Below are 23,104 nucleotides of genomic sequence, written 5' to 3'. Positions count from 1 at the left end.
TTCTCGGCGATGTGGCGGTCTACGGCCTTCCAGCCCTCGATGCGCTTGGCCTCGTCCTTCTCGCCCCAAAGCGGCAGGATCATGTTGAAGGTATCTTCGCCGTCCCAGACCGAATGCGGCGAGGGGCCGAACATGGCAAAGCCGGTCGAGGTTGTCGGATCGCCCACCGAGTTGCCCCAGTTGTAGAAGGCCGCAGGCGCCAGCGTGTCAGCCGCGCGCAGCTCATAGTGTTTGGCGATCTCATAGACCTCGATCTCGGCCTCGATCCCCACCTTGCGCCAGAGCCCGACAATGGCCTGCACCATCTCGTAATCCTTGGGCTTGAAACCCTTGGTGGTCTGAATCTTAAACTTCACCGGATTGTCCGTGCTAAAGCCGGACTCGGCCAGCAGTGCCTTGGCCTTCTCCATGTCATGGCCCACGGTGATCGTCTCATCATAGGCGGCGTAATCCGGCGTTTGCAGCGTGTCGATCGGCACGCCGTAGCCCGACAGCAGCCGGTCGATGATCAGCTTTTTGTCGATCGCCAGCGCGGCGGCCTTGCGGACGTTCGGGTCTGTCATCGCCTCAATGTCGTTGAGAAAGATCATGCCGATGTCCGAGATCGGCTCGGCCACACCTTCGATGCCGTCTTTGGCTTTCAGACGGTCGAACTCCTCATAGGGGACTTCGAGCGTGACATGGCTGTTGCCCGATTCAATCTCGGCCACACGACTGGCCGCGTCGGTCACGAATTTGATCGTCACGGATTTGAACGCCGGCGCGCCGCCCCAGTAGTTCTCGTTGGCTTTGAGCCGCACAAAAGCGTTGCGCTCGAATTTTTCAACCATGTAGGGGCCGGTGCCGATAGGCGCGGCCTCAAAGCCGTCTGCGCCGACTTCCTCGTAGTATTTCTTGGGCAAAACATAGCCGGTGAGGAAGGACATCCACTTAAAGAACGTCGGCTCGTATTCCTTGACGTCGGCGGTGACGCGGTTGCCCTCGGCTGTGATGTTCTCGACCTTGCCCCATATGAACTGGATCGGGTTGCCCGTTTCGGCATTGGCGGCGCGCTGCAGGGACCAAGCCACGTCTTCAGCCGTGAAAGGATCGCCGTTGTGCCATGTGACCCCGTCGCGGACCTCCATCCAGATTTGGGTCTCGTCCTCGTTCCAGCCGTAGTCGGTGATCAGGCCTTGGCCGAAAGACAGATCGGGGTTTTGGGGGATGTAGAGGTCAAAGACCGACTGGTAGAACCCTTGGATCGTCGGGTTCACCGCCGAGGGGCCAACGGTCGGGTCCCAGCTGGGCAGGTTGACGTTATAGGCGATGACCAATTCGTCGATCTCTTGGGCAAAGCTGGGCAGGGCCACGGTGGCAAAGGCGGCCGCCGCGGCGCTGGTCTTGAGTAGGCTGCGTCTGGATAGTTTCATTTGTTCTCTCCCTGAGACTTGTTGTTTTTTAGGTTCTTGTTTTTATTTTCCGACAAGTTTTCTGGCGAGCAGGGTGCCGGGCCCTGCGCCAGTACCCCCACCGGGCCAGACGGCGGCACCGGTGTGGTAAAGCCCTTTGATCGGCGTGCTGCCATCGGCATAGCCGCGTGCGGGGCGGTTCATGAAATGTTGGTGCAGATGGTGGCTGCCGCAGACCTGATCGCCGCCGACGAGGTTGGGGTTGTCGGCCTCCAGCATCGCGGGGGTGACCACATGGCGGTCAATGATCCGCGCGCTTGTGCCGGGGGCGTAGCGCTCTAGGATGTCGAGCGCACGTTCGGCCATGGGCGCGGCGGCGGCCTCCCAGTCAGTCGCGGCAATCTCGACCTTGGCATCGCCTTTGATCTGTCCCGGCACCATGCGCACCTGAAGCCAAAGCACATGTTTGCCCGCAGGCGCGCGGCTGGGGTCCACCACCGTGGGCTGGCCGCAAACGATCACCGGCTCATCCGGTAGCATCCCCGCCTTGGCCTGCGCATAGGTCTGCGCCATCTGGTCCATCGAGGGGGCCAAATGCACATAGGCAAAGCGTTTCAGTTCGGTGGCGGGCCAGTTTGGCAGGTCGTCCATCGCCAGATGGATCATCATCGTACCCGGCGCGTGCTGGAACGTCTTCATCGCCTTATCGTGCCGCGCATCCCCGCTGCCTCCGGTCAGGCGCAGCAAGGCAGAGGGCGCGACATTGGCAATGACGGCTTTGTCGGCGCCAATGAAACGCCCGTCCGCCAGCGTGATCCCGGTGGCGCGACCGCCTGCGTTTTCGATGCCCGTAACCTCTGCGTTGCAGGTGACAGAGCCGCCTCGCGCCTCGATCATCGCGACCATGGCACGGGTCATCGCATCCGCGCCTCCTTGGCCCAGCACCATGCCAAAGGCCTGCGCGGCCATGGCTTCGAGATAGGGGAACAGCGCGCCGCCTGCGATGTCGGGGGCGAAGTCCAGATGCATCCCCCAAGCGGCCAAGGTCGCTTTGACGCGGTCGTCTTCAAAGGTCTGATCCAGCCAAGCGCGGGGCGACATCATTAAGAACTGCGCCAGATCTAGGCTGCCGCCCTGCCCGCGTTTGCGCAGGGTGGACCAGCCGAGTTTGGCGAGTGAAGAGGCGCGCATCGGGCTGCCTAGTAGGGCAAAGATCGTTTCGGCCTCGCCCGGGAAATCATCACTCAGTCGGTCCCATGCCTCGGCATCGGTTTGGCTGAACCCCGCGATCCGCGCGCGGTTCAAAGCGCGGTCGTTTGAGATGCCAAGCCAACGCCCATCGGGGAACAGGCTGGCAAAGGGGTTCGACGTAGGCGCAAAGCCTAGCCCATGGCGCGCCAACTCTCCACCATGCTCCGCGTGAAAAGCGGAGCCTGCGAAAAGCGATAGGTTCATCGCCGCCCAGTCGTGGCGGAACCCCGGCTGCGTGTAGTCGCCAGACTTCACCGCCCCGCCCGGTTCAGCCGCTTGCTCGTAGACCGCCACGCTCCAGCCCCGCGCCGCCAAATGGCAAGCGCAAGCGAGGCTATTGTGCCCCGCGCCGATGATGACGGCATCAACATTAGATGTCATTGCCCTAGTCTCCCTGAGCAAGATAATTGCAAACGCATATTTTTTTGTCTAGCTTTGTTTCAAAATATTGAGACCTCTGGAAATAATTGCGGAAGGATTAAGCATGTCGGACGTTGATCATCTCATCATCGGGTCGGGCATAAATGCGCTGGTCGCCGCCGCAATGCTGGCCCGCAAGGGTGACAGCGTGCTGGTGGTCGAGCGCGAAGACCGCATTGGCGGCTGCATGATGACCGAGGAAATCACGCTACCCGGTTTTCATCACGATGTGATGGCTGCGACCTTCGTGTTGTTCCTGACCGGCCCGGCGCATGAAGCCTTGGGCGCGGACTTGGCCGAACATGGGTTAGAGTTCTGTCACAGCCCCCACCCGACTGCGACGCTGCGCCCCAACGGACAGGCGTTGCGGTTGGAGATGGACCGCGCCGCGAATGTCGCGGCTTTCAACAAACGCGCACCGGGGGACGGGGACCAGCACGCGGCTGATGTGGGGGCGATCGAAGCGGACGCTGAATTCCTTTTTGCGCTTTTGGGGCAGCCGCTTTGGTCACGGCAGTCGGCTTGGCTCTTGGCGAAACAGGCGTGGAAGCGCGGGCTCGGGCCGCTCAAGGCTTGGTTTGGCGAGGCATTGGAGCCGGGGCGGGCGTGGCTTGAAACACGTTATGAAAGCGAAGACGTTCAAGCCCTTTGGGCGCCTTGGGTGCTGCATGTTGGGCTGACCCCGGAGGCAAGCTATGGCGGGCAGATGAGCCGTGTCATTGCATTCGCGCTAGAGGCCGCGGGCGCGCCGGTGGTCAAGGGGGGTGCGGCGCAGATGGCCGCGGCGTTCGAGCGGCTGATTACAGCCAAAGGTGGCGAGATCCGCACCGGGGTCGAGGCGCAGCGCGTGCTTGTCGAGAATGGGACCGCGACGGGGATCGAGACTGCCACGGGTGAGACGATCCACGCCAAAAATATCATCGCCTCGGTAGCGCCCGGGCAGCTCTACGAAGGGTTGTTGAAAGAACAGCCACGCCCGCAGACGTCGCGTAAATTCCGGCACGGGCGCGGGAATTTTCAGCTGCATTATGCGCTTGATGCCGCCCCTGAATGGGTGGCCGACGGGTTGGACGACGTGGCGCTGATCCACCTCGCGGACGGGGTCGATGCGGTTTCCCGGTCCTGCAACGAGGCTGAGCGTGGTCTGTTGCCTGCCGTGCCCACCATCTGTGTCGGCCAGCCGCATCGGCTTGATCCCAGCCGTTGTCCCGAGGGTAAAGCTGTGCTCTGGCTGCAAATCCCTGATGCACCGCAGGTGATCAAAGGCGATGCGGCGGGTGAAATTGATACTACGGCCGACTGGACAGAGGCCACACGCGAGGCTTTTGCCGACCGGGTGGAAGACATTCTGCGCCAGAGCATTCGTAACTTTGACGCCATCAAACTTGCACGCCGCGCCTATTCGCCCGCCGATTTGGCGGGGCTGAACGTCAACCTCGTCGGCGGTGATCCCTATGGAGGGGCCTGCACCCTGGACCAGTTCTTCCTTTGGCGTCCCTTTGCAGATCAGAACAACTACGCCACGCCGATCAAAGGCCTGTACCATATCGGGGCCTCGACCCATCCCGGCCCGGGCTTGGGTGGTGGTTCTGGACTTAACCTCGCACGTCAGTTGGGCGGCTGAGGTAACTACCTAAAACTCCCCTTTCAGGTCAGATAGTTGACCGCTAGGTTGCGGACAAAGAACAGGCGGGGGCAGGGATGGCAGAGCTTACTACAGCAGATATTTCCGAGGCACGTGCGGCGATTAATGGCACGTTAATCGAGACACCGACGCTTTCAATGCAGTCCGACCGCTGGAGGGCCATTCTGCCCGATCTGGCCAGTGGGACGATCAAACTGGAGCTATTTCAGCAAGCAGGATCGTTCAAAGCGCGCGGGGCGTACTTGGGCATCAGCAGGCTTTCCGAAGCAGAGAAGACAAACGGCGTCGTCGCGGCGAGCGGCGGCAACCACGCGATGGCGGTGGCTTGGGCGGCGCAGAAGCTGGGCGTTTCGGCCAAGATCACTATACCCAAAGCCGCCGATCCGCTTCGGATCGAAGGTTGCCGGACGAGCGGGGCGGAAGTGGTGCTCTGCGAAGATATCGTCGAAGCTTTTGCAGTGATGGAAGACAGCGCCGCGCACGAGGGGCGTGTAATGATGCACCCGTTTGAGGGCCGTCATATGACACTCGGCAGCGCAACCTGCGGCGCTGAGTTCGTGGCTGCGCATCCTGAGGTCGACCTCTTTGTCGTTCCTGTGGGCGGGGGCGGGTTGATCAGTGGCATGGCCGCCGCAATCAAACTGGCGAAGCCGGACGCAACTGTGATCGGTGTGGAACCTTTCGGGGCGGATAGCATGTACCGCAGCCTCAAGGCTGGCGCTCCGGTGCGGCTGGAGACCATCTCGACCATCGCAGACAGCCTCGCTTCCCCGCTTGCGATGCCCTATTCCTTTGAAGTGGCGCAGCGCTATGTCGATGAGATTGTACGCGTCGAAGATGACGCCCTTCGCGCGGCGATGCGCAGCTATCAAGATATCCTGAGACTTACAGCCGAACCAGCCTGCGCTGCCGCGTTGGCGGCTCTTTGTGGCCCGTTGCGCACCCGCGCGGAGGGGCGTCATGTTGGGATTATCGCTTGCGGGTCCAACGTCAGTTTGGCGCGGTATCACGCATTGTTGGATGGCTAAGCTTGCCCTATGGCAAAGTTTGCCATAGATTATGAGGGATAAGGAGAACCCCATGGGCACCATGAACATTTCCCTCCCGGACCCGATGAAAAACTGGGTTGAGCAGCAATCCCGCACCGGCCGCTATGCGAATACCAGCGACTATATGCGAGACCTGATCCGGCGTGATCGCGCGCGGCAGGAAGCGATTGCCGAGATACAGGCCGCTGTAGATGTGAGTCTGGAAAGCGGTGAGGCCACGCCCGTCGATCCTGCTGCATTCAAGGCTCAGATGCGCGCGGGACATGGTGGCTGAAGCCGGTTGGCAACTTCGCCCCGCTGCCCAGTCTGACCTTGCTGATATTTGGCGCTACGGAGCGACCACTTGGGGCGCGGATCAGGCAGACCGATATGCCGACGGGCTGTTCGCCGTCTTCGACCTGCTTGCCACTTTCCCCGAAATGGCGCGGCTGCGAGACGTCTTTGATCCCCCGGTCCGAATACATGCGACGCGGGCGCATCTGGTGATCTACCGCGAGGCAGCATCGGGACTGGAAATCATCCGCATCCTGCATGCTGCACGGAACTTGACCGACTTCATCGCCGAGACTTAGGCGGCGATCTCCCGTAGGCACGCCTCCTTACATTCCGGCGATGACCTTATCCAAGGTCGCCGGATAGTCGCGCACCCGCACGCCTGTCGCGTTAAATATGGCATTGGTGATTGCTGCCGCCGCACCGCAGATGCCCAACTCGCCAATGCCTTTGGCCTGCATCGGGTTGGCCCAATCGTCGCGTTCCTCCAGCAGTTCCACCGTCAGCTGCGGCACGTCAGCATTCACCGCGATATGGTACTCGGCGAGGTTGTGGTTCGCCACATGCCCGTCGCGCGGATCAAAGGCCAGCTCTTCGGTCAAAGCCATGCCAATGCCAAAAGTCATCCCGCCGAGGCATTGCGACCGCGCTGTCTTGGCGTTCAGGATACGACCCGCGGCAAAGCTGCCGTGCATCCGCCGGACCCGTGTTTCACCAGACGCCGCATGAACCGCAACTTCGGCGAAATAAGCGCCAAAAGTGGCTTGTCGCACCGCGTCGGAGGTGTCGCCCGGTTGTAGATGGGCCAGTTTGACGATCTCATCGCCGTCAAGAATCTCGGCCAAAGGGCGCGTCTGATTGTCGAAGGTTGCGCTTCCGTCTTTGAGCGTCAGATCTGCTTCTTCGCCCCCTAACCGCTCGGCCAATTGTCGGCGGATCGCCTGACAGGCGACGTAAACTGATGTCCCGCTAGAAGACGCGCCCCAAGAGCCGCCGGAACCAGAGGCCGGGGGCAGGGCGGTGTCGCCCAAGACAACATCGACCGCATCGCGCGGCAGGCCCAGCATTTCGCCTGCGATTTGACCAAGGATCGCATAGGTGCCGGTGCCGATATCGGTCATGTCGGTCTCCACGCGAGCACGACCGTCGGGTAGGAGCGTGACGCGCGCTTGAGATTCCATCAGCACATTCACCCGCGCCGCCGAGGCCATGCCGTAGCCGATCAGCCATTCGCCCTCGCGCCGCTCTTTGACGCCCGGCCGGTCTGCCCAGCCGAACGCTTCTGCGCCGCTGTCCAATGCCTCGCGGAACCGACGGGACGAATAGTCTTTTCCGCTCTCGGGGTCTTTCTCGGGGATGTTGCGGCGGCGCAGTTCAACCGGGTCTATGCCGATCTCATGGGCCAGTTCGTCCATGGCGTTTTCCAAGGCAGTAACGCCCACCGCCTCTCCCGGCGCGCGTACAGAACCGGCACAAAGGCGGTGCACCCGCGCCAAATCCATCGACATCCGCCGGTTGGCGCCGGCGTAAAGGAAGTGAGACGCCTGCAAGATCGGCTCGGCGAAAGTTTCGCCCGGCAGGTTAGACACGAGCGCGTCATGGCCTAGCCCGGTCAGCCGCCCCTCGGCGTCAGCCGCCAGTCGAACCCGCTGCGAGGTCTCCGAGCGGCGCATCGTAGCTTCAAACACCTGTGGTCGCTGGAGGGCTACCGAGACCGGCCGACCAACCTGCTTGGCTGCGATTGAGGCGGCAACGGCCTCGGGCGCGAGGCCAAGTTTGGACCCAAAACCCCCGCCGACATAGGGCGATAAAATGCGCACCCGATCAGGGTGGATGCCGAGAGCGTCCGCCAATTCGTTACGGTTGTATTTTAGCATTTGGTAGCTGCCACGCAGGGTCAGGTCGTCACCTTCCCATGTAGCGATAGAGGCATGAGGCTCCATCGGTGTGCTGGAATGGGACGGTGTGGTGTAGATCGCGTCCACACTATGCGCAGCCGTTTCCATAGCGGCATCAAGATCGCCTTGATCAAGATTCTTGCTTTCCTGGGGCTCGACCGCCGCTGTTGTCGGATCAACCGGCATCAGCGTGCCACCCTCCAAGGTGACTTCCAAGCTCTGCGCCGCATGGCGGGCTTGTTCAAAACTTTCAGCGACGACAACAGCGATCAACTGGCCCATATAGGCGGCGTGATGCGGTCCTTGGATTGGTGCCTCGTTTGCCGTGCCCTGCGCCGGGTTTCGCAACAGACGGTCGTCATCGATCACGGCCAGAACACCATCCATCCTCGCCACCGCGTTGCGGTTCGCGAGCACGACACGACCACTATTGCCCGGTGCGCGGACCAAGACGCCATGGGCCAACCCATCGACTTGCCATTCGTCTGCGTAGGTTGCCGTGCCAGAGACCTTGAGCGGCCCTTCAGGTCGGTCGAGTGGCGCCCCAACCAAACCTTGAGCCATGTCATCGAGCCGCCGGTCCGTTGCGGGCGCGTCCATTTTGAAATGTTCGGTCATGCGCTTGCCTCCTGCGACAGTTCCCTGAGCACCGAAACGAGGGTGCGCCGGGCGAGGGGAATTTTGAAATCATTGGCGCCAAAGCCTTGGGCCTCGGCGAGGAGGAGATCAGCGGCTTTGCCAAAAAGCGCGTCAGAGGACGCTTCGCCCGTGAGCAAATCCTCTACCTCAGCGTTGCGCCACGGTTTTGGTGCGAGCCCGCCGAAAGCGAGATTAGCGCGGGTGATGCGGCCCTCACTGACGGCAACGATCCCGGCGACGGAAACCAGCGCAAAGGCATAGGAGGCGCGATCCCGGACTTTGCGGTAGATCTGGCGGCCTTCGACCGGCGCGGGCAGGGTGACTGCGGCGATCAGTTCGCCCTGTTCTAACACCGTTTCGCGATCAGGTCGGTCGCCGGGCAGGAGGTAGAGGTCTCCGAGCGGGATGCGCCGGGTCGACCCGTCCTGTTTCAGCGTTTCAACCTCAGCACCGAGCGCGCGCATGGCCACCGCCATGTCACTGGGGTGGGTGGCGATGCAATGCTCAGAGGTGCCAAGCACCGCCAGAATGCGATTGAACCCGTCACGCGCCGCACAGCCGCTGCCCGGATCGCGTTTGTTGCAGGCCGTGGCGCGGTCATAGAAATAAAGGCAGCGGGTCCGTTGCAGCAAGTTGCCGCCCGTTGTGGCTTTGTTGCGCAACTGCCCGCTGGCCCCTGCCAAGAGTGCGCGGCTAAGGACGGGCCAGTGCTTGCGCACCCGCGTGTCATTCGCCAGATCGCTGTTGGTCACCAAGGCGCCGATGCGCAGGCCGCCGTCGTCCGCCTCTTCAATCTGGTTAAGGTCTAGCCGGTTGATGTCGACCAATGCTGACGGCGCCATAACTTCGAGCTTCATAAGATCGAGTAGATTGGTGCCGCCGGCGATGAATGTTGCCCCTTCGGCGGCTTGCCGGGCGGCGTCTTCGGAAGTGGCGGCGCGGGCGTAGTCAAACGGTCTCATGCGCCACCTCCCGCTGCTTTGCGGATGGCCTCGACGATGTTGGGATAGGCCGAACAACGGCAAAGGTTGCCGCTCATCCGCTCAGAGATTTCCTCGGTTGTCAGTTCTGCTGAAGCGTCCAGTTCACCGGTCACATGGCTTGGCCAGCCGTTGGCGATCTCTTCCAGCATGGCGGTCGCCGAACAGATTTGGCCTGGGGTGCAGTAACCGCATTGAAAGCCATCTTCGCTGACAAAGGCCTGTTGCAGCGGGCTGAGGTTGTCGGGCTGGCCGATCCCTTCAATCGTTGTCACCTCATCGCCGTCGTGCATGCAGGCGAGAGTGAGGCAAGAATTGATGCGCCGTCCGTTCACCATGACAGTGCAGGCCCCGCACTGCCCGTGGTCACATCCCTTTTTGCTGCCGGTGAGGCCAAGATGGTGACGCAGGGCATCCAGAAGCGTGGTTCGCGGATCGAGGTCTAGTTTATGTTGCGTGCCATTGATGGTTAGTTGTGTTTCCACGGGAATCCCTCCGGCCAATGCGATGCAGGCAAGGTGGGGGTCGTCGCCCTGCGCACCTGCCGTTGTCGCAGCACGTAGGACGGGAAGAGGAGGGGGCAAGCTGATAAGGTGGTGCGGGACCGGAGGCAACCAGCCCACCAGCGGAGTCTATTTCAGAAGGCCGAGCAGATAGCTGCCGTAACTGTTCTTCGCAAACCCTTCGGCCCGCCCGCGCAATTCATCTGCGCTGATCCACCCTTTGCCAAAGGCGATTTCCTCGGGGCTACCGACCTGCAGCCCTTGGCGTTCAGATAGGGTGCGCACAAAATTTCCGGCATCAAGAAGACTGCCGTGGGTGCCCGTGTCGAGCCAGGCAAAGCCCCGCCCCATCTGCTGAACCGACAGCGCCTCATCCGCCAAATACATTTCCAGCAGCGAGGTGATTTCCAGCTCCCCACGATCTGAGGGGGTGACGGCGCGGGCCCGGCTTGGGGCGCTGCCGTCCAAGAAATAAAGGCCGGTCACCGCATAGTTCGAAGGCGGCACCGGGGGTTTTTCGACGATGGAACGGACTTTGCCGTCGCCGTCAAAATCGACGACACCGTAGCGTTCCGGGTCTGCCACACGGTAGCCGAAGACTGTGCCGCCATCTTGCTGGACGTCGGCGGCGGCAAGGGCTTCGGGCAGGCCATGACCAAAAAAGATATTGTCACCGAGCACCATCGCCGATGGCGCACCGTCGAGGAAATCTTCTGCCAACAGATAGGCCTGCGCCAAACCATCCGGGCTGGGCTGTTCGATATAGGTCAGGCTGAGCCCCCATTGCGCCCCATCACCCAAACTGCGTTTGAACTGCTCCGCGTCCTGCGGCGTGGTGATCACCGCGATCTCGCGGATACCTGCCAACATCAGAACCGACAGCGGGTAGTAGATCATTGGCTTATCGTAGATTGGCAGGAGCTGTTTAGAGATGCCCATGGTGATGGGATAGAGCCTTGTGCCCGATCCGCCAGCCAGCAGGATGCCCTTGCGTGTGGTCATGTCAGCTCCTTTACAACGTCGTCCAGCGCGGCGCGCCAATCCGGGGGGCGGATGCCAAAATCAGTCTCTAATGCGCTGCAATCGAGGCGAGAGTTCAGAGGCCTTTTCGCGGGCGTCGGATAGTCTTTGGTCGGGATGCCAGTCACCGAAACCTGTCGATCAGCGGCGACAAAAATCGCCTCTGCGAAACCTTTCCAGCTTGTCGCAGGCGCGCCTGCGAAGTGGTAAGTTCCCCCCCCTCGGCCCCGAACCATACTGCCGGCCATCTCTAGCAAGGCTTCGGCAATCGCAAGCGCCGGGGTCGGGCCTCCGATCTGATCCTCGACTATATTCAGGGCGTCACGGCTTTCGCTGAGGCGCAGCATCGTTGTGACAAAATTGCTGCCCGTTGCTGAGAAAACCCAAGAGGTCCGCAGGATGGCATGGCGTCCCCCTGCGGCGCGCACGGCGGCTTCCCCGGCGGCCTTGCTGCGGCCATAAGCGTTCACCGGCGCAGTTGGGTCTGTCGCAGACCAAGGGCGGTCACCGCTGCCGTCAAAGACGTAATCGGTCGAAATATGAAGGAAAGGAATGTCCAGTTCTGCACAAGCGCGCGCCATTTCGCCTGGGGCCTCGCCGTTGATGGTCTGTGCGAGGGCCTCATCTTCTTCGGCGCGGTCTACGGCGGTGTAGGCGGCGGCATTGATCACAACGGAGGGCCGCGCCTCAAGAATGGCTGCTGCGCAGGCCGAAGGGTTTGCTAAATCGGCAGCATCTCGACCTAAAAATCGGGCGCCCTGCGCGAGCTTTGCCAATGCGCTGCCCACTTGCCCGCTGCGGCCAAAAACCAACATGCTCATGCGCGACCAAGCCTTTGGCCCACACCGTCGCGGGCCTGCAATGCTTGCCACCACTTCGGATTGTCGAGATACCACACCACTGTCCGTCGCAACCCCTCGTCCAATGTAACCGATGGTTCCCAACCGAGTTCATCGCGAATACGGCTGGCATCAATGGCATAACGCGCATCATGTCCGGGGCGGTCTTCGACGAAGGTGATAAGTTCGGCATAGGGGCGCTCTGTCGGGCGCAATTCATCCAATAGCCCGCAGATCGTTCGGACCAAATCAATGTTGCGCGCCTCGGCATTGCCGCCGACGTTATAGCAACGACCAAGCGCTCCTTTTTGCAGCACGGTCAAAAGCGCCTTAGCATGGTCTTCTACATAGAGCCAGTCACGCACATTCTCGCCAGCGCCATAGACCGGGATAGGCTTGCCCGCCAAGGCGTTCAGGATCACCACAGGAATAAGTTTTTCCGGGAAGTGATAGGGGCCGTAGTTATTTGAGCAATTCGTCATTACCACCGGCAGGCCGTAGGTCTCACCCCATGCGCGAACCAAATGGTCGGAGGCGGCTTTCGAGGCTGAGTAAGGGCTGTTCGGCGCGTATGGGGTTTCTTCGGTGAAAAGCCCTGTCGGTCCGAGCGATCCGAAAACCTCATCGGTGGAAACATGGTGGAACCGAAAGCCGGCAAACCGCCCCCGGCTTTCCCAATAGTCCCGCGCTGCCTGAAGCAGCGTATAGGTGCCAGTGACGTTGGTCTCGATAAACGCGCCCGGGCCATCGATCGAACGGTCGACGTGGCTTTCTGCAGCTAGGTGCAACACTGCGTCAGGGGCGTGTTCGGTGAAAATCCTATGCAGCGCCGTGGCATCGCGAATATCTGCATGCTCAAACACATAGCCGGGCAGGTCTGTGACGTCTGCGACATTGTCGAGGCAGGCGGCATAGGTTAGCGCATCGAGGTTCACCACCGAATGTCCCTGCGCCATGGCGCGGCGCACGACAGCAGACCCGATAAATCCTGCGCCACCGGTCACGAGGATCTTCATGCCGGACCTTCCCAGCTGAAATGCGGCTGAATTTCCGCGAGCCGTGGGGCCTTGGCGTCCTTCTCTGACAGGATAGGCTCGCGACCTTCGAGCCCCCAGTCGATGCCGATGTCCGCGTCGTCCCACCGCACGGCTGCATCACAGTCCGGAGCGTATGTGTCGCTGCATTTGTAGACGATTTCGGTCATCGGCGCACGTGTGACAAACCCGTGGAGGAACCCTTCAGGGATCAAAAGCTGACGGCCGTTGTCAAAGGTCAGGTCTACGCCCACCCATTGCCCAAACGTGGGGGAGCCATGACGAATATCCACCGCGACATCGAAAAGAGCACCGCGGCCGCAGCGCACCAGTTTGGCTTGGGCATGGGGCGGGGTCTGGAAATGCAGCCCGCGCAAAGTGCCTGCGACTTCGGAAAGGGAGTGGTTGTCCTGCACGAAATTATAGTTCAGCCCCGCGTACGCCATGCGCTGCGCATTCCAGCTTTCGCTAAAAAAGCCGCGCGCATCACCGTGGCGCGCCGGGGTGAGAATGAGCACACCGGGTAGAGCCGTTTCTTCGATCTGCATAAATGCGCCTTAAATGTTGCAGTTGGCCCCTTCTGCCACAACGGAGTGCCCTGCGTCACCCAAGATTGCCTGCTTGGTTTGACAAGAGCGCCCTGTTGTGACCTTTGCGCCCCCAAGGGCAACGTATTGAGATGGCGCGAGTGGTTGACGGTTTGACAGAGCAGCAAAATGGGGCGGGCCGTTTGGTTGCCGTGGTCGTCACATATAACCGTCTAGCGCAACTGCAGGTGACTTTGCCGCGTTTGCTCGAAAGCCAGCCGGAACACTTGCAGGCTGTGATCGTTGTCGACAACGCGTCAACTGATGGCACTGGGCACTGGCTCGGCGAGCAATCTGATCCGCGGCTTGAAGTGTTGCGATGCGACGAGAACCTTGGTGGGGCAGGCGGGTTCGAAGCAGGAATGCGCATGGCTGTTGAGCAGTTCGAACCTGATTGGCTGCTGGTCATGGACGACGATGCGCGACCTGAAAGCGGAGCGCTCGAACTTTTCCATGCCCAGGAACGGGACCAAGCAGAGGCTTGGGCGGCGGCGGTTTACCACCCGGACGGTCGTATCTGCGACATGAACCGCCCGTCGGTCAATCCATTCTGGAACCTCGCCGTTCTGCGCCGCACCGTGACAGGCGGCGGGCGTAACGGGTTCCATATTGGTGCCGCTGAATATGCGGCCTCTGAAACGGCATCAATCGACGGCGCGTCTTTCGTCGGACTTTTTATCTCCCGCGCGGCCATTGCGCGGGTCGGATTTCCCGATGGGCGGTTGTTTATCTACGGCGACGACGTTCTCTACACTCTGGGATTACGACAAGCTGGCGGCGAAATCCGCTTTGATCCGACGCTGCGTTTTGAACATGACTTCAGCACGATCGCCGAAGGTTCCCCCCGTATCGCCCCGCTTTGGAAGGTTTATTATCACACGCGCAATCTGGTTATGGTCTACCGCCTTGCCGCAGGATGGCTGTTCTGGCCGATCTTGCCGCTGATTACGCTGAAATGGCTGCTGAAGGTGCGCTACTATGATGGCGAGCGTGGGCGCTACCTGATGCTACTAGCCCGCGCGCTCCGCGACGGGTTGCTGCGGCGGACGGGGGTCAGCCATCCGGAGGTGAAAGCTTGGGCCCGGGATAGTGGCAGATAGGTTATTTCTTGCTCGGGATCTCTCGGTGGTAACGGCCCATGAGTACGACTCCGAGGAATAAGGTGCCGGAGACAAAATTAGCGTCGGGTAACGCGGTAGCGCTGTCCGGCGGGTAGGGGGCCGGTGATGACGCTCTCTCCTCCGTCCGGCCAGAAAATCTGAAGCTTTGTCGCACTTGTCTGGTTGCCCAACCCGAAATGCACTTGAGGTGCATCAAAGGACATGAAGCCGCCGCCCAACTGAATTTCCCGGCTCTGCACTTCTCCGTTTGCATCGGTCAGCACCAGTCGCGCGCCAATTCCGTCGCGGTTGCCCAGATGATCCTCGAACTCGAAGAGGATAGAATAGCCGGTCTGTGAGCCGTTACGGAACAGTACCAGTGGGCCATTGACCGGGTGGGTCAGCAGATCAAGATCGCCGTCGCCATCCATGTCAAACACGGTGGCAGCGGCCGTCATCAGGTAATCTTCCAAGCCGAAGCTGGCGGACGCCTCAGAAAAGCTGCCTTCTCCATCATTGTGAAAAAACAGGTTGGAGGGAGACACCTCGTTCGGAACCCAGGTGCCATTGACGATATAGACGTCCTGAGCGCCGTCATTGTCAAAGTCTGCGATCTTCGTATCCCAAGACCAGCCTCCAACCTCTAGCCCCCGCATACTGGCGGAACCAGTAAGTCCTGCGAGTGGCGAGAATGCCGATAGTAATGATTATGTAATTTAGAAGCTGACCCCGATACGGTTTTGGAACGGTTAACGTAGGCAGTACGGTGCATATCGGAATTGATAACAAATCCCCCGGAACATGAGCATCGATTGCAATTCCCGGAGATTCCCTATGCCTGACGTCTCAACACGGCTGTCCCTGCCTTATCTGATGCCCTCGCAAGCGCAGAAACATGTTACGCACAACGAAGCCCTACAGAAACTTGACGCGCTGGTGCAGTTGGCCGTTGAAGCTTTCGATAGCAATACCCCTCCGGAATTACCGAGCGGTGGCTCCATTTACGCCCTCGGGGACAACCCAGTGGAAGAATGGGCGGGGCATCCGAATGAATTGGCCGCTTGGATTGACGAAAGCTGGCTGTTCATCCTGCCGCAAGAAGGCTGGTTCGCACTTAACAAAGTCACCGGCGGCCTTATGCGCCGTTTGGGCGCGCAGTGGTTGGAGGTAAGCCCGCCGGATCTTAGCGAACTGGATGGGTTGGGCGTTAATGCGAACTACGACAGCACAAACCGATTGTCAGTTTCGGCCCCCGCGACGTTGCTTAACCACGAGGGTGCCGGGCACCAACTAAAGCTTAACAAAGCCGCAACAACCGATACGGCTAGCCTGCTGTTCCAAACGGGTTTCTCAGGACGCGCTGAGATGGGGACGGCGGGCGAGGACAACTTTGCCATTAAGGTCAGCCCTGACGGCAGCACCTGGGTCGACGCGCTGGTGGTCGATAACGCCAACGGGAATATCGGCGTCCAGAACGCAAACCCAGAGTTTCCCTTGGATGTTGACACCTTGGGTCGTGTCTCACGCACCGGCGGAGGCTGCGCCTTTATCGTCGATCGGAGCGATGGCAGCCTATCGGCTTTACACGCGGGAAAGAACGAGTCGTCATTTCTCTTTTCCGATACGGCGCCAAATGGCTTTCAGATCCGCGCACAGAGCCGGGATAACATTCTGCTTGGGACCGCAGCGGGGTCGACTGAAGTTTTCCGGATCACTGCTGCCGGCGCCCTGACAGTGACAGGGCCTGTCGGCCAGGGTGGTGTGGTATGGACTTCGGGTTCAGGATCACCAGAGGGGGTCGTTATTGCCCCGGTCGGTTCGCTCTATTCCCGAACGGACGGTGCTGCAGGGACTAGCTTATACGTTAAGGAGAGCGGTAGCGGCAACACGGGCTGGGCGGCGAAATAGGGGCTTAGAACGTCGTCTGGAAGCAGGGTGCGCTGCCCTGCCTTTCAGGTTTTGCAGCAACGGGTCAGCTAAACCCGAATTCGGACCAGGCATTCAACCCGGCGACCCCGGCCCGCATCTTTACCGTTAAGGTATCGCCCAACTCATAAAGCACCGAAGCGAAGGTGCTTGATCCGCCGTTGGTCTCCGGGCGCATACAAAGTGGTGCGGCGGTGTCGTCGAAGAGGGCCTGCACATCGGCTCGGCTCTTCAGTTCGGTGCAATGCCGATCCAGCCATGCGAGGCGAAGTTCTGAGCTTTTGGTAAACCCACCATTGCCGAGACGCTTCAATGCGCAAGGATCAATATCGGGGCTGGCAAGCGGGTGGTTGGTGTGTCGAAGCTGCGCTGCGTCTTCCAGCGGAACAATTGTCGTTGATCGCGCCGAACATTCGACTGACAGGATCTGATCGGAACTAACCATTGCATAATGCTGTCCGCTGGCATGGTTCATACTGCTCAAACGCTTCATTGCATCTGCCGGGTTCGAGGCGGCCAAGGCATGGCGCAGAGCAAAAGCCACCGGCAGACCGCTTGCGCTGTGCTGGAGCATCAGCAGTGTGTTCACACCGACCGCCAGCCCGTCCGCATTGGCGCCGGTAAGTCCGAGCAACCCGGCTGCGCTCAATACGATGGTTTCGGGGATATCATCGCCGCCGAGTCTGAGGGCGATCTGCGAGCCATCCATATGGCCGGGCAGGTCCATATTCTGAGCCAGCACATGCCCGCCTGACACTTTTTGCGCGACCAGACTACAGCCCGGCGGGGGCGCCTTGAGGTCAGCGTCGCGCCACCATTGTTCGTCCATAAGATTGTAGACCGCCATACGGGCGAATGGCTGTTTTGCGCCTTCTGCAATGCCGTATAGTTCCGTCACAAGGCCGGGGGTGAGCGCTTGCGCTTGTTGCAGCAGCTTAGTGTCCGACAGAAACTCTTCACAATATTGATCGATGCTGCGCGGTGCCTTTGCGCCGAGGCCGGCCATTGTGGCTGCTTCCCAGCGGTCCAGCGCGTCGCGGATACGGTCTCGCAGGGTTTCGCCATGGATCTCGCCGCGGGCGCTCGGGGTGCCGATGCAATCTATGATCTCCATTATGGGCCCTTTCAGAGTCTGCCAGCGGCGGCCATGACGGCGCAGAGCCGGTCATGATCAATGGCGCAGACGAGCTTGCCCGCAGGTTTAACAGCCACGCGGTCTTGAGCGGCAATCATTGCGTTTAGCACAGCCTCTTCCGTGGCTTGCACCGCGGCGGTGTAGAAATAGTCGAGATGGCTGTCCTTGAGTGCCGAGAGCGTCATCACATCCGGCGTGTGCCAAGGATTGCTCTGCGGATTGGCGGTGCTGAAAGCGAGGAAAATGTCGCCTGAGTTATGTCCACCCGTGGTGCCGTTGCGCCCGATGCCGATGCCGCCCCGTCGCGCCAGACGGTTTAGCTGGTGCGGCAGCAGTGGCGCATCGGTGGCGATTACCACGATGATCGAGCCCATTTCTGAGGGGAATACGAGGTCATCGGTCATCTCGCGACCCACCGGCACCCCGGCGACCTCAAAGGCTGCGCGGGTGCCGTGGTTGGCCTGCACCATCACACCTAGCGTATAGTCTTGCCCCGCCACCGTGATCTGCCGCGACGCCGTACCGGTGCCGCCTTTGAACTCATAGGCGATCATCCCAGCCCCGCCCCCGACGTTCCCTTCAGTCACCGGTCCCGAGGTGGCGCTGTTCAGTGCTTCAAGCGCATGGGCCTCTGTCACGCCGCGGGCGTTGATGTCATTCAGGACGCCGTCGTAGGTTTCACCCACCACCGGCAAGCACCACATATGATCGCGCTCGAAGACTTCGGAGTAGCGTTCGATCATCCAGCCAACCGTGGCATGGCTCACCATCCCGACCGAATGGCTGTTGGTCAGCATCACCGGTCCCATGAACCAGCCTAGATCGGCAATATGATGGCCGCCGGTTAGCTCGCCATTGCCGTTAAAGGAGTGAACCCCGGCCCAAACCGGCTCTATCGCACCGCTGACGCCGCGCGGAATGATGGCGCTGACCCCGGTACAAAGACCCCTATGCTGCCCGGGGACGGCATCTTGGATGACGGTAGAAAACCCGACGGTAACACCGGGCACATCCGTGATCGCGTTATAGGGGCCGGGGGTGCCGTTGAATGGCAGGCCAAGATCGCGTGCGCGGATTGTCATTGGCTTTCCTCTTTGCGGTCGCTGGGCAGGATCGGGCGCATTTGGCTGCCCGGCTCATAGGAGAACGGATCGAAATGCGCCGCGAGTTCACGCATCTGGCGCAAACGGTCCTGCGCAGGAGCACCGACCCGTGCGGTGATGCCGCTCAGAAACAGACCCAGAAGCGCTGCGATCCCCGCCGTACTGTCGAGAAAAGCACGGGTTGATGTAGCGACCGAGAGCACATAGGGCGTGTATTTGCGCGGCCATGCGCTGTATTGATCGGTGATCATAATCAGCGGAATATCCCGGCGCAGACACATATCGGCGACCTTAACCGCCTCATGTGCGTAGGGCACAACTTCGACCATGATGACGCAGGAGGTTTCCGGCTCCTCGATGAAAAGCTCGGACCAATTGCCTGTTCGCCCATCGGCAAATCGCACTCCGGGGCGGGCATATTTGAGACGGGTCGCGAAATCCATCGCAGCACCTTTGACACCCTGAAAACCGGTCACATTCACGTGCCGCACCTCTTGCACCACGTCGAGCGCGGCGGCCCACTGAGGCGTTTGTGCCATGCGGTAGACTTCGACAATGGCGTCGAGTTCCAATTGCAATTGGGCGTCTAGTTCTGACCCCGTCCCTTCCGGGATCGCGATACGGCGCAGTTGCAGGCTGCCGTTGTCATTATCATTCTTGCGGAACTCGGCGTTCACCGCGGCTTTGAAAGCTTTGAAATTCGCGTAGCCCAAGCGCCGCACAAAACGGCTGACGGTCATCTCGCTGACGCCCGCGCCGATAGCCAGATCGGCGGCGGTCTCAAACGGCAGGTTGTCGAAATTGCGCTCGACCCAAAGGGCCACTTCGCTCTCGGCTTTGGAGAGGTTGCGCGCATTGGTGACACGTTCGCGGGCCGGGCCTGTTGGGGTTTTGGATTTCGTCATGCCGCCCCCGCGTGGAGATGAGGGATCGCGTCGATCAATTGGCGGGTATAGGCCTCACGCGGATTGTCGAACACTGCGCCCGTCGGGCCGCTTTCCACGATCTGCCCCTGACGCATCACGATCACCGAATTACACAGCCGCCGGATCACCCCGAGGTCGTGACTGATAAAGATCATCGTGAGGCCCCGATCTTTTTGCAGCTTCAGCAGCAAGTCCATCACCTGAGCTTGCAAGGTGACGTCCAGCGCAGAGGTCACCTCATCAGCAATCAGCACTTTGGGATCAAAGGCCAATGCACGCGCAATGGCGACACGCTGGCATTCCCCGCCCGAAAGCTGCCCCGGATAGCGGTCGGCGAGTTTGGTGGGGATGCCAACCTGTTCCATCAGATCGGCGACCTTGTCCTTGACCTCACGCGGTGGGCAGAGCCGGTGCCGGCGCAGCGGCTCGGCAATGGCACGCGCCACGGTCATACGGGGGCTGAGCGCTTCATAGGGGTGTTGGTAGATCAGCTGCACCTCGCGCAGATAGGCCACCCGACCCTTTCCCGTCGGATCGGCAGGCGTGCCATCAAAGCAGACGGTGCCCCGCTGCGGTTTGACCAAGCCCACCAGCGACCGCGCGAGGGTCGATTTGCCGGAACCGCTCTCACCAACGATACCCACTGTTTCGCCGGGCCGCACCGCTAAGTCGGCATTCTGAACGGCCACAAAACCGCCCTCACGTCCAGCAATGAGATCGGCAAGGCTGCGCCCGCCGTAGCGAATACGCAGCCCCTGCCCCTCGATCAGCGGTGCGCCGGTGCTGGCTTCGGCCACCGGGCGCAGGGTCAGCCTGTCTGGGTGTGAGGCGATGAGCTTGCGGGTGTAATCATGCTGTGGCGCGTCGATAACGCGCGAGACGGGGCCGCTCTCCATCAGTTTTGAGCGGCGCATCACCAGCAGATCGTCACAGACCCGCGCCACAGCGCCGAGGTCGTGGCTGACAAAGATCATCGACAGGTTCTGCTCCCGCCTGAGCTGCGCGAGTAGGTCCAGCACGCTTTTCTGCACGGTCGCATCCAGCGCCGTGGTTGGCTCATCCGCCAAAAGCAGATCGGGCTGGCACGCCAAAGCGCCCGCAATCATCGCCCGTTGTTTCATCCCGCCCGAAAGCTGATGCGGATAGGCCCGCGCCCATCGCGCCGGATCGGGGATGCGCACCACGTCAAGCAGGCGCAGCACCTCGTCGCGAATCTCCTGACCCCGCATCTGCGTATGTTTGCGCAGGGTTTCAGCCACCTGATCGCCAATCCGCATCAGGGGATCGAGATGTGAAGCCGGGCTTTGGAAAATCATCGCGATACGCTTGCCGCGGATTTGGTTCAACTGAGGCAGAGGCATCTGCAACAGATCCGCCCCATCATAGAGCGCACTCCCGCTGATCTTGGCCGCGGGCGGCAGTAGCCGCATCAGCGCCCGACAGGTCACCGACTTGCCCGACCCGCTTTCGCCCACAATTCCGAGCGAGGCGCCCTTTTCAAGATCAAAGGAAATGCCATCGACTGCCGTCGTTTGGCCAAAGCGCACCGAAAGGTCGCGGACTTCTAGCAAAGTACTCATCGTTCGATCCTCAACATCCGGGCCAGCCCGTCCCCGATCAGCGCAAAGCCGACGCCAATCAGCACCATGGCGAGACCGGGGAAAAAGCTGATCCACCAAGCGGTAGAGATATAGGTCTGCCCCTCGGCGATCATCACGCCCCATTCGGCTGCGGGCGGTGACACACCCATGCCGAGAAAGCCGAGCGCCGCCCCAAAGAGGATCACGAGCGTCACATCCGTCATCAAATACACTACGATAGGCGAGAGCGAATTTGGCAGCACATGCCGCAGCAGGATATAGCCGTGGCTGAACCCCATCGTGCGCGCCGCCAGTACGAACTCTGACTGACGCAACACCAGTGCCTCGGCCCGCGCGAGCCGCGCATATCCGACCCAACCGACCAGCGCCAAGGCGATGAAGTAGTTCTCAATCCCGGGCCCCAGCACCGCCACGATCGACAAGACCAGCACGAAGAAGGGGAAAGGCACAGTGATGTCCACCAGCCGCATCGCGACAGTGTCGACCCAACCGCCGAAATAGCCGGCGACCAACCCGATGGTCATCCCGATCACCAAGGGTGCGACCACCCCGAGCAGACCGATATAAAGCGCCAGTCGCGCGCCATAGACCACCCGGCTGTAGGTATCGCGCCCCACATTGTCGGTGCCGAACCAATGCTCCGCGCCGGGCGCTTTCAGGATCGCGGCAAAGTCGATCGCGTAAGGGTCATGGGTGGCCAGCAAGGGAGCCGCAGCAGCAATCAGGCCCCAGATCAAGACCAGCGCAACGCCGATCACAAACATCGGTGAAAGTCTCATGGCGCCACCCGCGGATCGATCAGGGCCGAGAGCAGGTCAACGGCCAGCATCACGAGGATTGTCGTTAGGGCGAAAACCAGTGTCGCGCCCTGCACCACGAAATAGTCCCGCGCCAAGATGCTATCGACCATGAGCTTGCCCATGCCCGGAACGGCATAGACTGTCTCAACGATGACAGAACCGCCAAGCAGATAGGCCACGATCACGGCGAAAAGGTTCAGCGTCGGGAGTACGGAATTGGGGAAGACATGGGTGCGGAAAATCTGCCGCTCGCCCAAGCCTTTGGAATGGCCGGTAAGCACATAGTCGCGGTTCATCTCGTCCAGCAGCGCTGAGCGCAAGGTCCGCACAAGGATCGGCACCACCCATATGGCGGTCGACAGCGCGGGCAGGAAAAGATGCATAAAGTGGTCAGGCACTGTCTCGCCAAAGCCGCTGACCGGGAACCAGCCGAGCGTCACGCCAAAGAACCGCGCGAAGAGCAGGGCCAACCAGAACACCGGCACGGCCAAGCCGAGCACTCCCAGCATCCGGATCACCTGATCCGCGGGGCCGTTCTGACGTTTCGCGGACCAAACCGCCAAGAAAACCACCGGCGGCAGGGTCAGCACGATGGTATAAATCACCAAGAACAAAGTCACCGGATAGTGCTGTGCGATCAGTTGCGACACCGGCACCCTGTAGCGCAGCGACGCCCCCAGATCCCCGACGATCAGGTTTTTCACATAGGTGAAATACTGAAAAAGGATCGGATCATCCAAACCATAGCGGTCGCGGACCAGAGCGATCGTCTCCGGGCTGGCGCGGTCCCCGACCAGCAAGCGCACCGGATCGCCGGGCGTCGCGGCCATTAAGATAAAGGTGATGATACTGACGCCCAGCAGAACGGGGATCGCCTGTAGCAGCCTGAAGGCTATGAAGCGCAGAGTGTTCACGGAACATCCTAAGTGAGAGAGTTGGGGCGCGTTGAAAACACGGCGGCTCAGGCGGCCCGCAATTCGCAGG

General features: G+C 60.8%; 22 protein-coding genes. 6 read left to right on the top strand and 16 right to left on the bottom strand.

Going from position 1 to position 23,104, the window contains the following annotated elements; genetic code table 11:
* Nucleotides 1–1,412 (bottom strand): ABC transporter substrate-binding protein (locus BLS57_RS12415; protein ID WP_093742749.1); only part of this gene is annotated, 1,412 nt, incomplete at its 3' end.
* Between the two features lie 42 nt (nt 1,413–1,454).
* Nucleotides 1,455–3,023: a phytoene desaturase family protein gene (locus BLS57_RS12410; protein ID WP_093742747.1), complete on the bottom strand. Its 1,569-nt coding sequence runs from the start codon at nt 3,021–3,023 to the stop codon at nt 1,455–1,457.
* 103 nt (nt 3,024–3,126) lie between these two features.
* On the opposite strand from BLS57_RS12410, the gene BLS57_RS12405 reads away from it, so the two are divergent.
* The 4 genes from BLS57_RS12405 (at nt 3,127) to BLS57_RS12390 (ending at nt 6,328) form a co-directional block, all read left to right on the top strand.
* On the top strand, nt 3,127–4,686 hold the full coding sequence (locus BLS57_RS12405) for a phytoene desaturase family protein (RefSeq protein ID WP_093742745.1): 1,560 nt from the start codon (nt 3,127–3,129) through the stop codon (nt 4,684–4,686).
* Between the two features lie 77 nt (nt 4,687–4,763).
* Complete coding sequence (locus tag BLS57_RS12400) at nt 4,764–5,735, top strand: threonine ammonia-lyase (RefSeq protein ID WP_167356425.1); 972 nt, start codon at nt 4,764–4,766, stop codon at nt 5,733–5,735.
* 52 nt (nt 5,736–5,787) lie between these two features.
* Nucleotides 5,788–6,030, top strand: a complete 243-nt coding sequence (locus BLS57_RS12395) for a type II toxin-antitoxin system ParD family antitoxin (protein ID WP_093742743.1) — start codon at nt 5,788–5,790, stop codon at nt 6,028–6,030.
* Entirely contained in the window at nt 6,020–6,328 is a 309-nt protein-coding gene (locus tag BLS57_RS12390; protein WP_244153678.1) for a type II toxin-antitoxin system RelE/ParE family toxin, read from the top strand. The genes BLS57_RS12395 and BLS57_RS12390 overlap by 11 nt, the downstream gene beginning before the upstream one ends.
* Nucleotides 6,329–6,355: 27 nt before the next feature.
* Here the strand turns inward: BLS57_RS12390 and BLS57_RS12385 are convergent, their stop codons facing one another.
* From BLS57_RS12385 to rfbC, 7 genes are all read right to left on the bottom strand, one after another.
* The gene (locus BLS57_RS12385) at nt 6,356–8,545 is read right to left on the bottom strand and encodes a xanthine dehydrogenase family protein molybdopterin-binding subunit (protein WP_093742741.1); all 2,190 of its coding nucleotides are present in this window, start codon (nt 8,543–8,545) and stop codon (nt 6,356–6,358) included.
* Nucleotides 8,542–9,528, bottom strand: a complete 987-nt coding sequence (locus BLS57_RS12380) for an FAD binding domain-containing protein (RefSeq protein WP_093742739.1) — start codon at nt 9,526–9,528, stop codon at nt 8,542–8,544. The genes BLS57_RS12385 and BLS57_RS12380 overlap by 4 nt, the downstream gene beginning before the upstream one ends.
* Nucleotides 9,525–10,031 carry a 2Fe-2S iron-sulfur cluster-binding protein gene (locus BLS57_RS12375; RefSeq protein WP_093742737.1) on the bottom strand — a complete coding sequence of 169 codons (507 nt, stop codon included), beginning with the start codon at nt 10,029–10,031 and terminating at the stop codon, nt 9,525–9,527. Before BLS57_RS12375 ends, BLS57_RS12380 begins: the two co-directional genes overlap by 4 nt.
* Nucleotides 10,032–10,178: 147 nt before the next feature.
* Nucleotides 10,179–11,051 carry a glucose-1-phosphate thymidylyltransferase RfbA gene (rfbA, locus tag BLS57_RS12370; RefSeq protein ID WP_093742735.1) on the bottom strand — a complete coding sequence of 291 codons (873 nt, stop codon included), beginning with the start codon at nt 11,049–11,051 and terminating at the stop codon, nt 10,179–10,181.
* Nucleotides 11,048–11,890, bottom strand: coding sequence for a dTDP-4-dehydrorhamnose reductase (gene rfbD / locus BLS57_RS12365; protein WP_093742733.1), 843 nt, complete (start codon nt 11,888–11,890; stop codon nt 11,048–11,050). Before rfbD ends, rfbA begins: the two co-directional genes overlap by 4 nt.
* On the bottom strand, nt 11,887–12,924 hold the full coding sequence (gene rfbB, locus BLS57_RS12360) for a dTDP-glucose 4,6-dehydratase (RefSeq protein WP_093742731.1): 1,038 nt from the start codon (nt 12,922–12,924) through the stop codon (nt 11,887–11,889). Before rfbB ends, rfbD begins: the two co-directional genes overlap by 4 nt.
* Entirely contained in the window at nt 12,921–13,490 is a 570-nt protein-coding gene (gene rfbC, locus BLS57_RS12355) for a dTDP-4-dehydrorhamnose 3,5-epimerase (protein ID WP_093742729.1), read from the bottom strand. Before rfbC ends, rfbB begins: the two co-directional genes overlap by 4 nt.
* Before the next feature lie 131 nt (nt 13,491–13,621).
* Here rfbC and BLS57_RS12350 point away from each other — a divergent pair, with 131 nt between their 5' ends.
* On the top strand, nt 13,622–14,629 hold the full coding sequence (locus BLS57_RS12350) for a glycosyltransferase (protein WP_093742727.1): 1,008 nt from the start codon (nt 13,622–13,624) through the stop codon (nt 14,627–14,629).
* A gap of 77 nt (nt 14,630–14,706) precedes the next feature.
* Here the strand turns inward: BLS57_RS12350 and BLS57_RS12345 are convergent, their stop codons facing one another.
* Nucleotides 14,707–15,285, bottom strand: coding sequence for an ASPIC/UnbV domain-containing protein (locus tag BLS57_RS12345; protein WP_093742725.1), 579 nt, complete (start codon nt 15,283–15,285; stop codon nt 14,707–14,709).
* Nucleotides 15,286–15,463: 178 nt separating this feature from the next.
* Between BLS57_RS12345 and BLS57_RS12340 the strand changes: the two genes are divergently transcribed.
* Complete coding sequence (locus tag BLS57_RS12340) at nt 15,464–16,537, top strand: DUF2793 domain-containing protein (protein WP_167356424.1); 1,074 nt, start codon at nt 15,464–15,466, stop codon at nt 16,535–16,537.
* A gap of 64 nt (nt 16,538–16,601) precedes the next feature.
* Here the strand turns inward: BLS57_RS12340 and BLS57_RS12335 are convergent, their stop codons facing one another.
* The 6 genes from BLS57_RS12335 to BLS57_RS12310 are packed head-to-tail and all read right to left on the bottom strand — an operon-like array spanning nt 16,602 to nt 23,034.
* On the bottom strand, nt 16,602–17,669 hold the full coding sequence (locus tag BLS57_RS12335) for a C45 family autoproteolytic acyltransferase/hydrolase (RefSeq protein WP_093742721.1): 1,068 nt from the start codon (nt 17,667–17,669) through the stop codon (nt 16,602–16,604).
* An 11-nt stretch (nt 17,670–17,680) separates the two neighbouring features.
* Complete coding sequence (locus tag BLS57_RS12330; protein WP_093742719.1) at nt 17,681–18,772, bottom strand: DmpA family aminopeptidase; 1,092 nt, start codon at nt 18,770–18,772, stop codon at nt 17,681–17,683.
* Nucleotides 18,769–19,698 (bottom strand): MurR/RpiR family transcriptional regulator, encoded by a 930-nt coding sequence (locus BLS57_RS12325; RefSeq protein WP_093742717.1) that lies wholly within the window; start codon nt 19,696–19,698, stop codon nt 18,769–18,771. The genes BLS57_RS12330 and BLS57_RS12325 overlap by 4 nt, the downstream gene beginning before the upstream one ends.
* A complete protein-coding gene (locus tag BLS57_RS12320) occupies nt 19,695–21,299 on the bottom strand; it encodes a dipeptide ABC transporter ATP-binding protein (protein ID WP_093742715.1) in 1,605 nt (534 codons plus the stop codon). Before BLS57_RS12320 ends, BLS57_RS12325 begins: the two co-directional genes overlap by 4 nt.
* Entirely contained in the window at nt 21,296–22,099 is an 804-nt protein-coding gene (locus BLS57_RS12315) for an ABC transporter permease (RefSeq protein ID WP_167356423.1), read from the bottom strand. Before BLS57_RS12315 ends, BLS57_RS12320 begins: the two co-directional genes overlap by 4 nt.
* A complete protein-coding gene (locus tag BLS57_RS12310) occupies nt 22,096–23,034 on the bottom strand; it encodes an ABC transporter permease (protein WP_093742711.1) in 939 nt (312 codons plus the stop codon). Before BLS57_RS12310 ends, BLS57_RS12315 begins: the two co-directional genes overlap by 4 nt.
* Nucleotides 23,035–23,104: the final 70 nt, after the last annotated feature.

Origin of the sequence: Sulfitobacter delicatus (assembly GCF_900102535.1) — a bacterium.
Lineage (GTDB): Bacteria > Pseudomonadota > Alphaproteobacteria > Rhodobacterales > Rhodobacteraceae > Sulfitobacter > Sulfitobacter delicatus.
This window is presented reverse-complemented; position numbering and strand designations above follow the sequence as displayed.

Bases quoted from the DNA above. Each gene is read 5' to 3' on its own strand.
- BLS57_RS12325 (WP_093742717.1), bottom strand. From the start codon at position 19,698: ATGACGAAATCCAAAACCCCAACAGGCCCGGCCCGCGAACGTGTCACC.
- BLS57_RS12390 (WP_244153678.1), top strand. From the start codon at position 6,020: ATGGTGGCTGAAGCCGGTTGGCAACTTCGCCCCGCTGCCCAGTCTGAC.
- BLS57_RS12385 (WP_093742741.1), bottom strand. From the start codon at position 8,545: ATGACCGAACATTTCAAAATGGACGCGCCCGCAACGGACCGGCGGCTC.
- rfbB (WP_093742731.1), bottom strand. From the start codon at position 12,924: ATGAAGATCCTCGTGACCGGTGGCGCAGGATTTATCGGGTCTGCTGTC.
- BLS57_RS12395 (WP_093742743.1), top strand. From the start codon at position 5,788: ATGGGCACCATGAACATTTCCCTCCCGGACCCGATGAAAAACTGGGTT.
- BLS57_RS12400 (WP_167356425.1), top strand. From the start codon at position 4,764: ATGGCAGAGCTTACTACAGCAGATATTTCCGAGGCACGTGCGGCGATT.
- BLS57_RS12315 (WP_167356423.1), bottom strand. From the start codon at position 22,099: ATGAGACTTTCACCGATGTTTGTGATCGGCGTTGCGCTGGTCTTGATC.
- BLS57_RS12330 (WP_093742719.1), bottom strand. From the start codon at position 18,772: ATGACAATCCGCGCACGCGATCTTGGCCTGCCATTCAACGGCACCCCC.
- rfbD (WP_093742733.1), bottom strand. From the start codon at position 11,890: ATGAGCATGTTGGTTTTTGGCCGCAGCGGGCAAGTGGGCAGCGCATTG.
- BLS57_RS12380 (WP_093742739.1), bottom strand. From the start codon at position 9,528: ATGAGACCGTTTGACTACGCCCGCGCCGCCACTTCCGAAGACGCCGCC.
- BLS57_RS12340 (WP_167356424.1), top strand. From the start codon at position 15,464: ATGCCTGACGTCTCAACACGGCTGTCCCTGCCTTATCTGATGCCCTCG.
- BLS57_RS12410 (WP_093742747.1), bottom strand. From the start codon at position 3,023: ATGACATCTAATGTTGATGCCGTCATCATCGGCGCGGGGCACAATAGC.
- BLS57_RS12345 (WP_093742725.1), bottom strand. From the start codon at position 15,285: ATGCGGGGGCTAGAGGTTGGAGGCTGGTCTTGGGATACGAAGATCGCA.
- BLS57_RS12335 (WP_093742721.1), bottom strand. From the start codon at position 17,669: ATGGAGATCATAGATTGCATCGGCACCCCGAGCGCCCGCGGCGAGATC.
- BLS57_RS12350 (WP_093742727.1), top strand. From the start codon at position 13,622: ATGGCGCGAGTGGTTGACGGTTTGACAGAGCAGCAAAATGGGGCGGGC.
- BLS57_RS12405 (WP_093742745.1), top strand. From the start codon at position 3,127: ATGTCGGACGTTGATCATCTCATCATCGGGTCGGGCATAAATGCGCTG.
- rfbA (WP_093742735.1), bottom strand. From the start codon at position 11,051: ATGACCACACGCAAGGGCATCCTGCTGGCTGGCGGATCGGGCACAAGG.
- BLS57_RS12320 (WP_093742715.1), bottom strand. From the start codon at position 21,299: ATGAGTACTTTGCTAGAAGTCCGCGACCTTTCGGTGCGCTTTGGCCAA.
- rfbC (WP_093742729.1), bottom strand. From the start codon at position 13,490: ATGCAGATCGAAGAAACGGCTCTACCCGGTGTGCTCATTCTCACCCCG.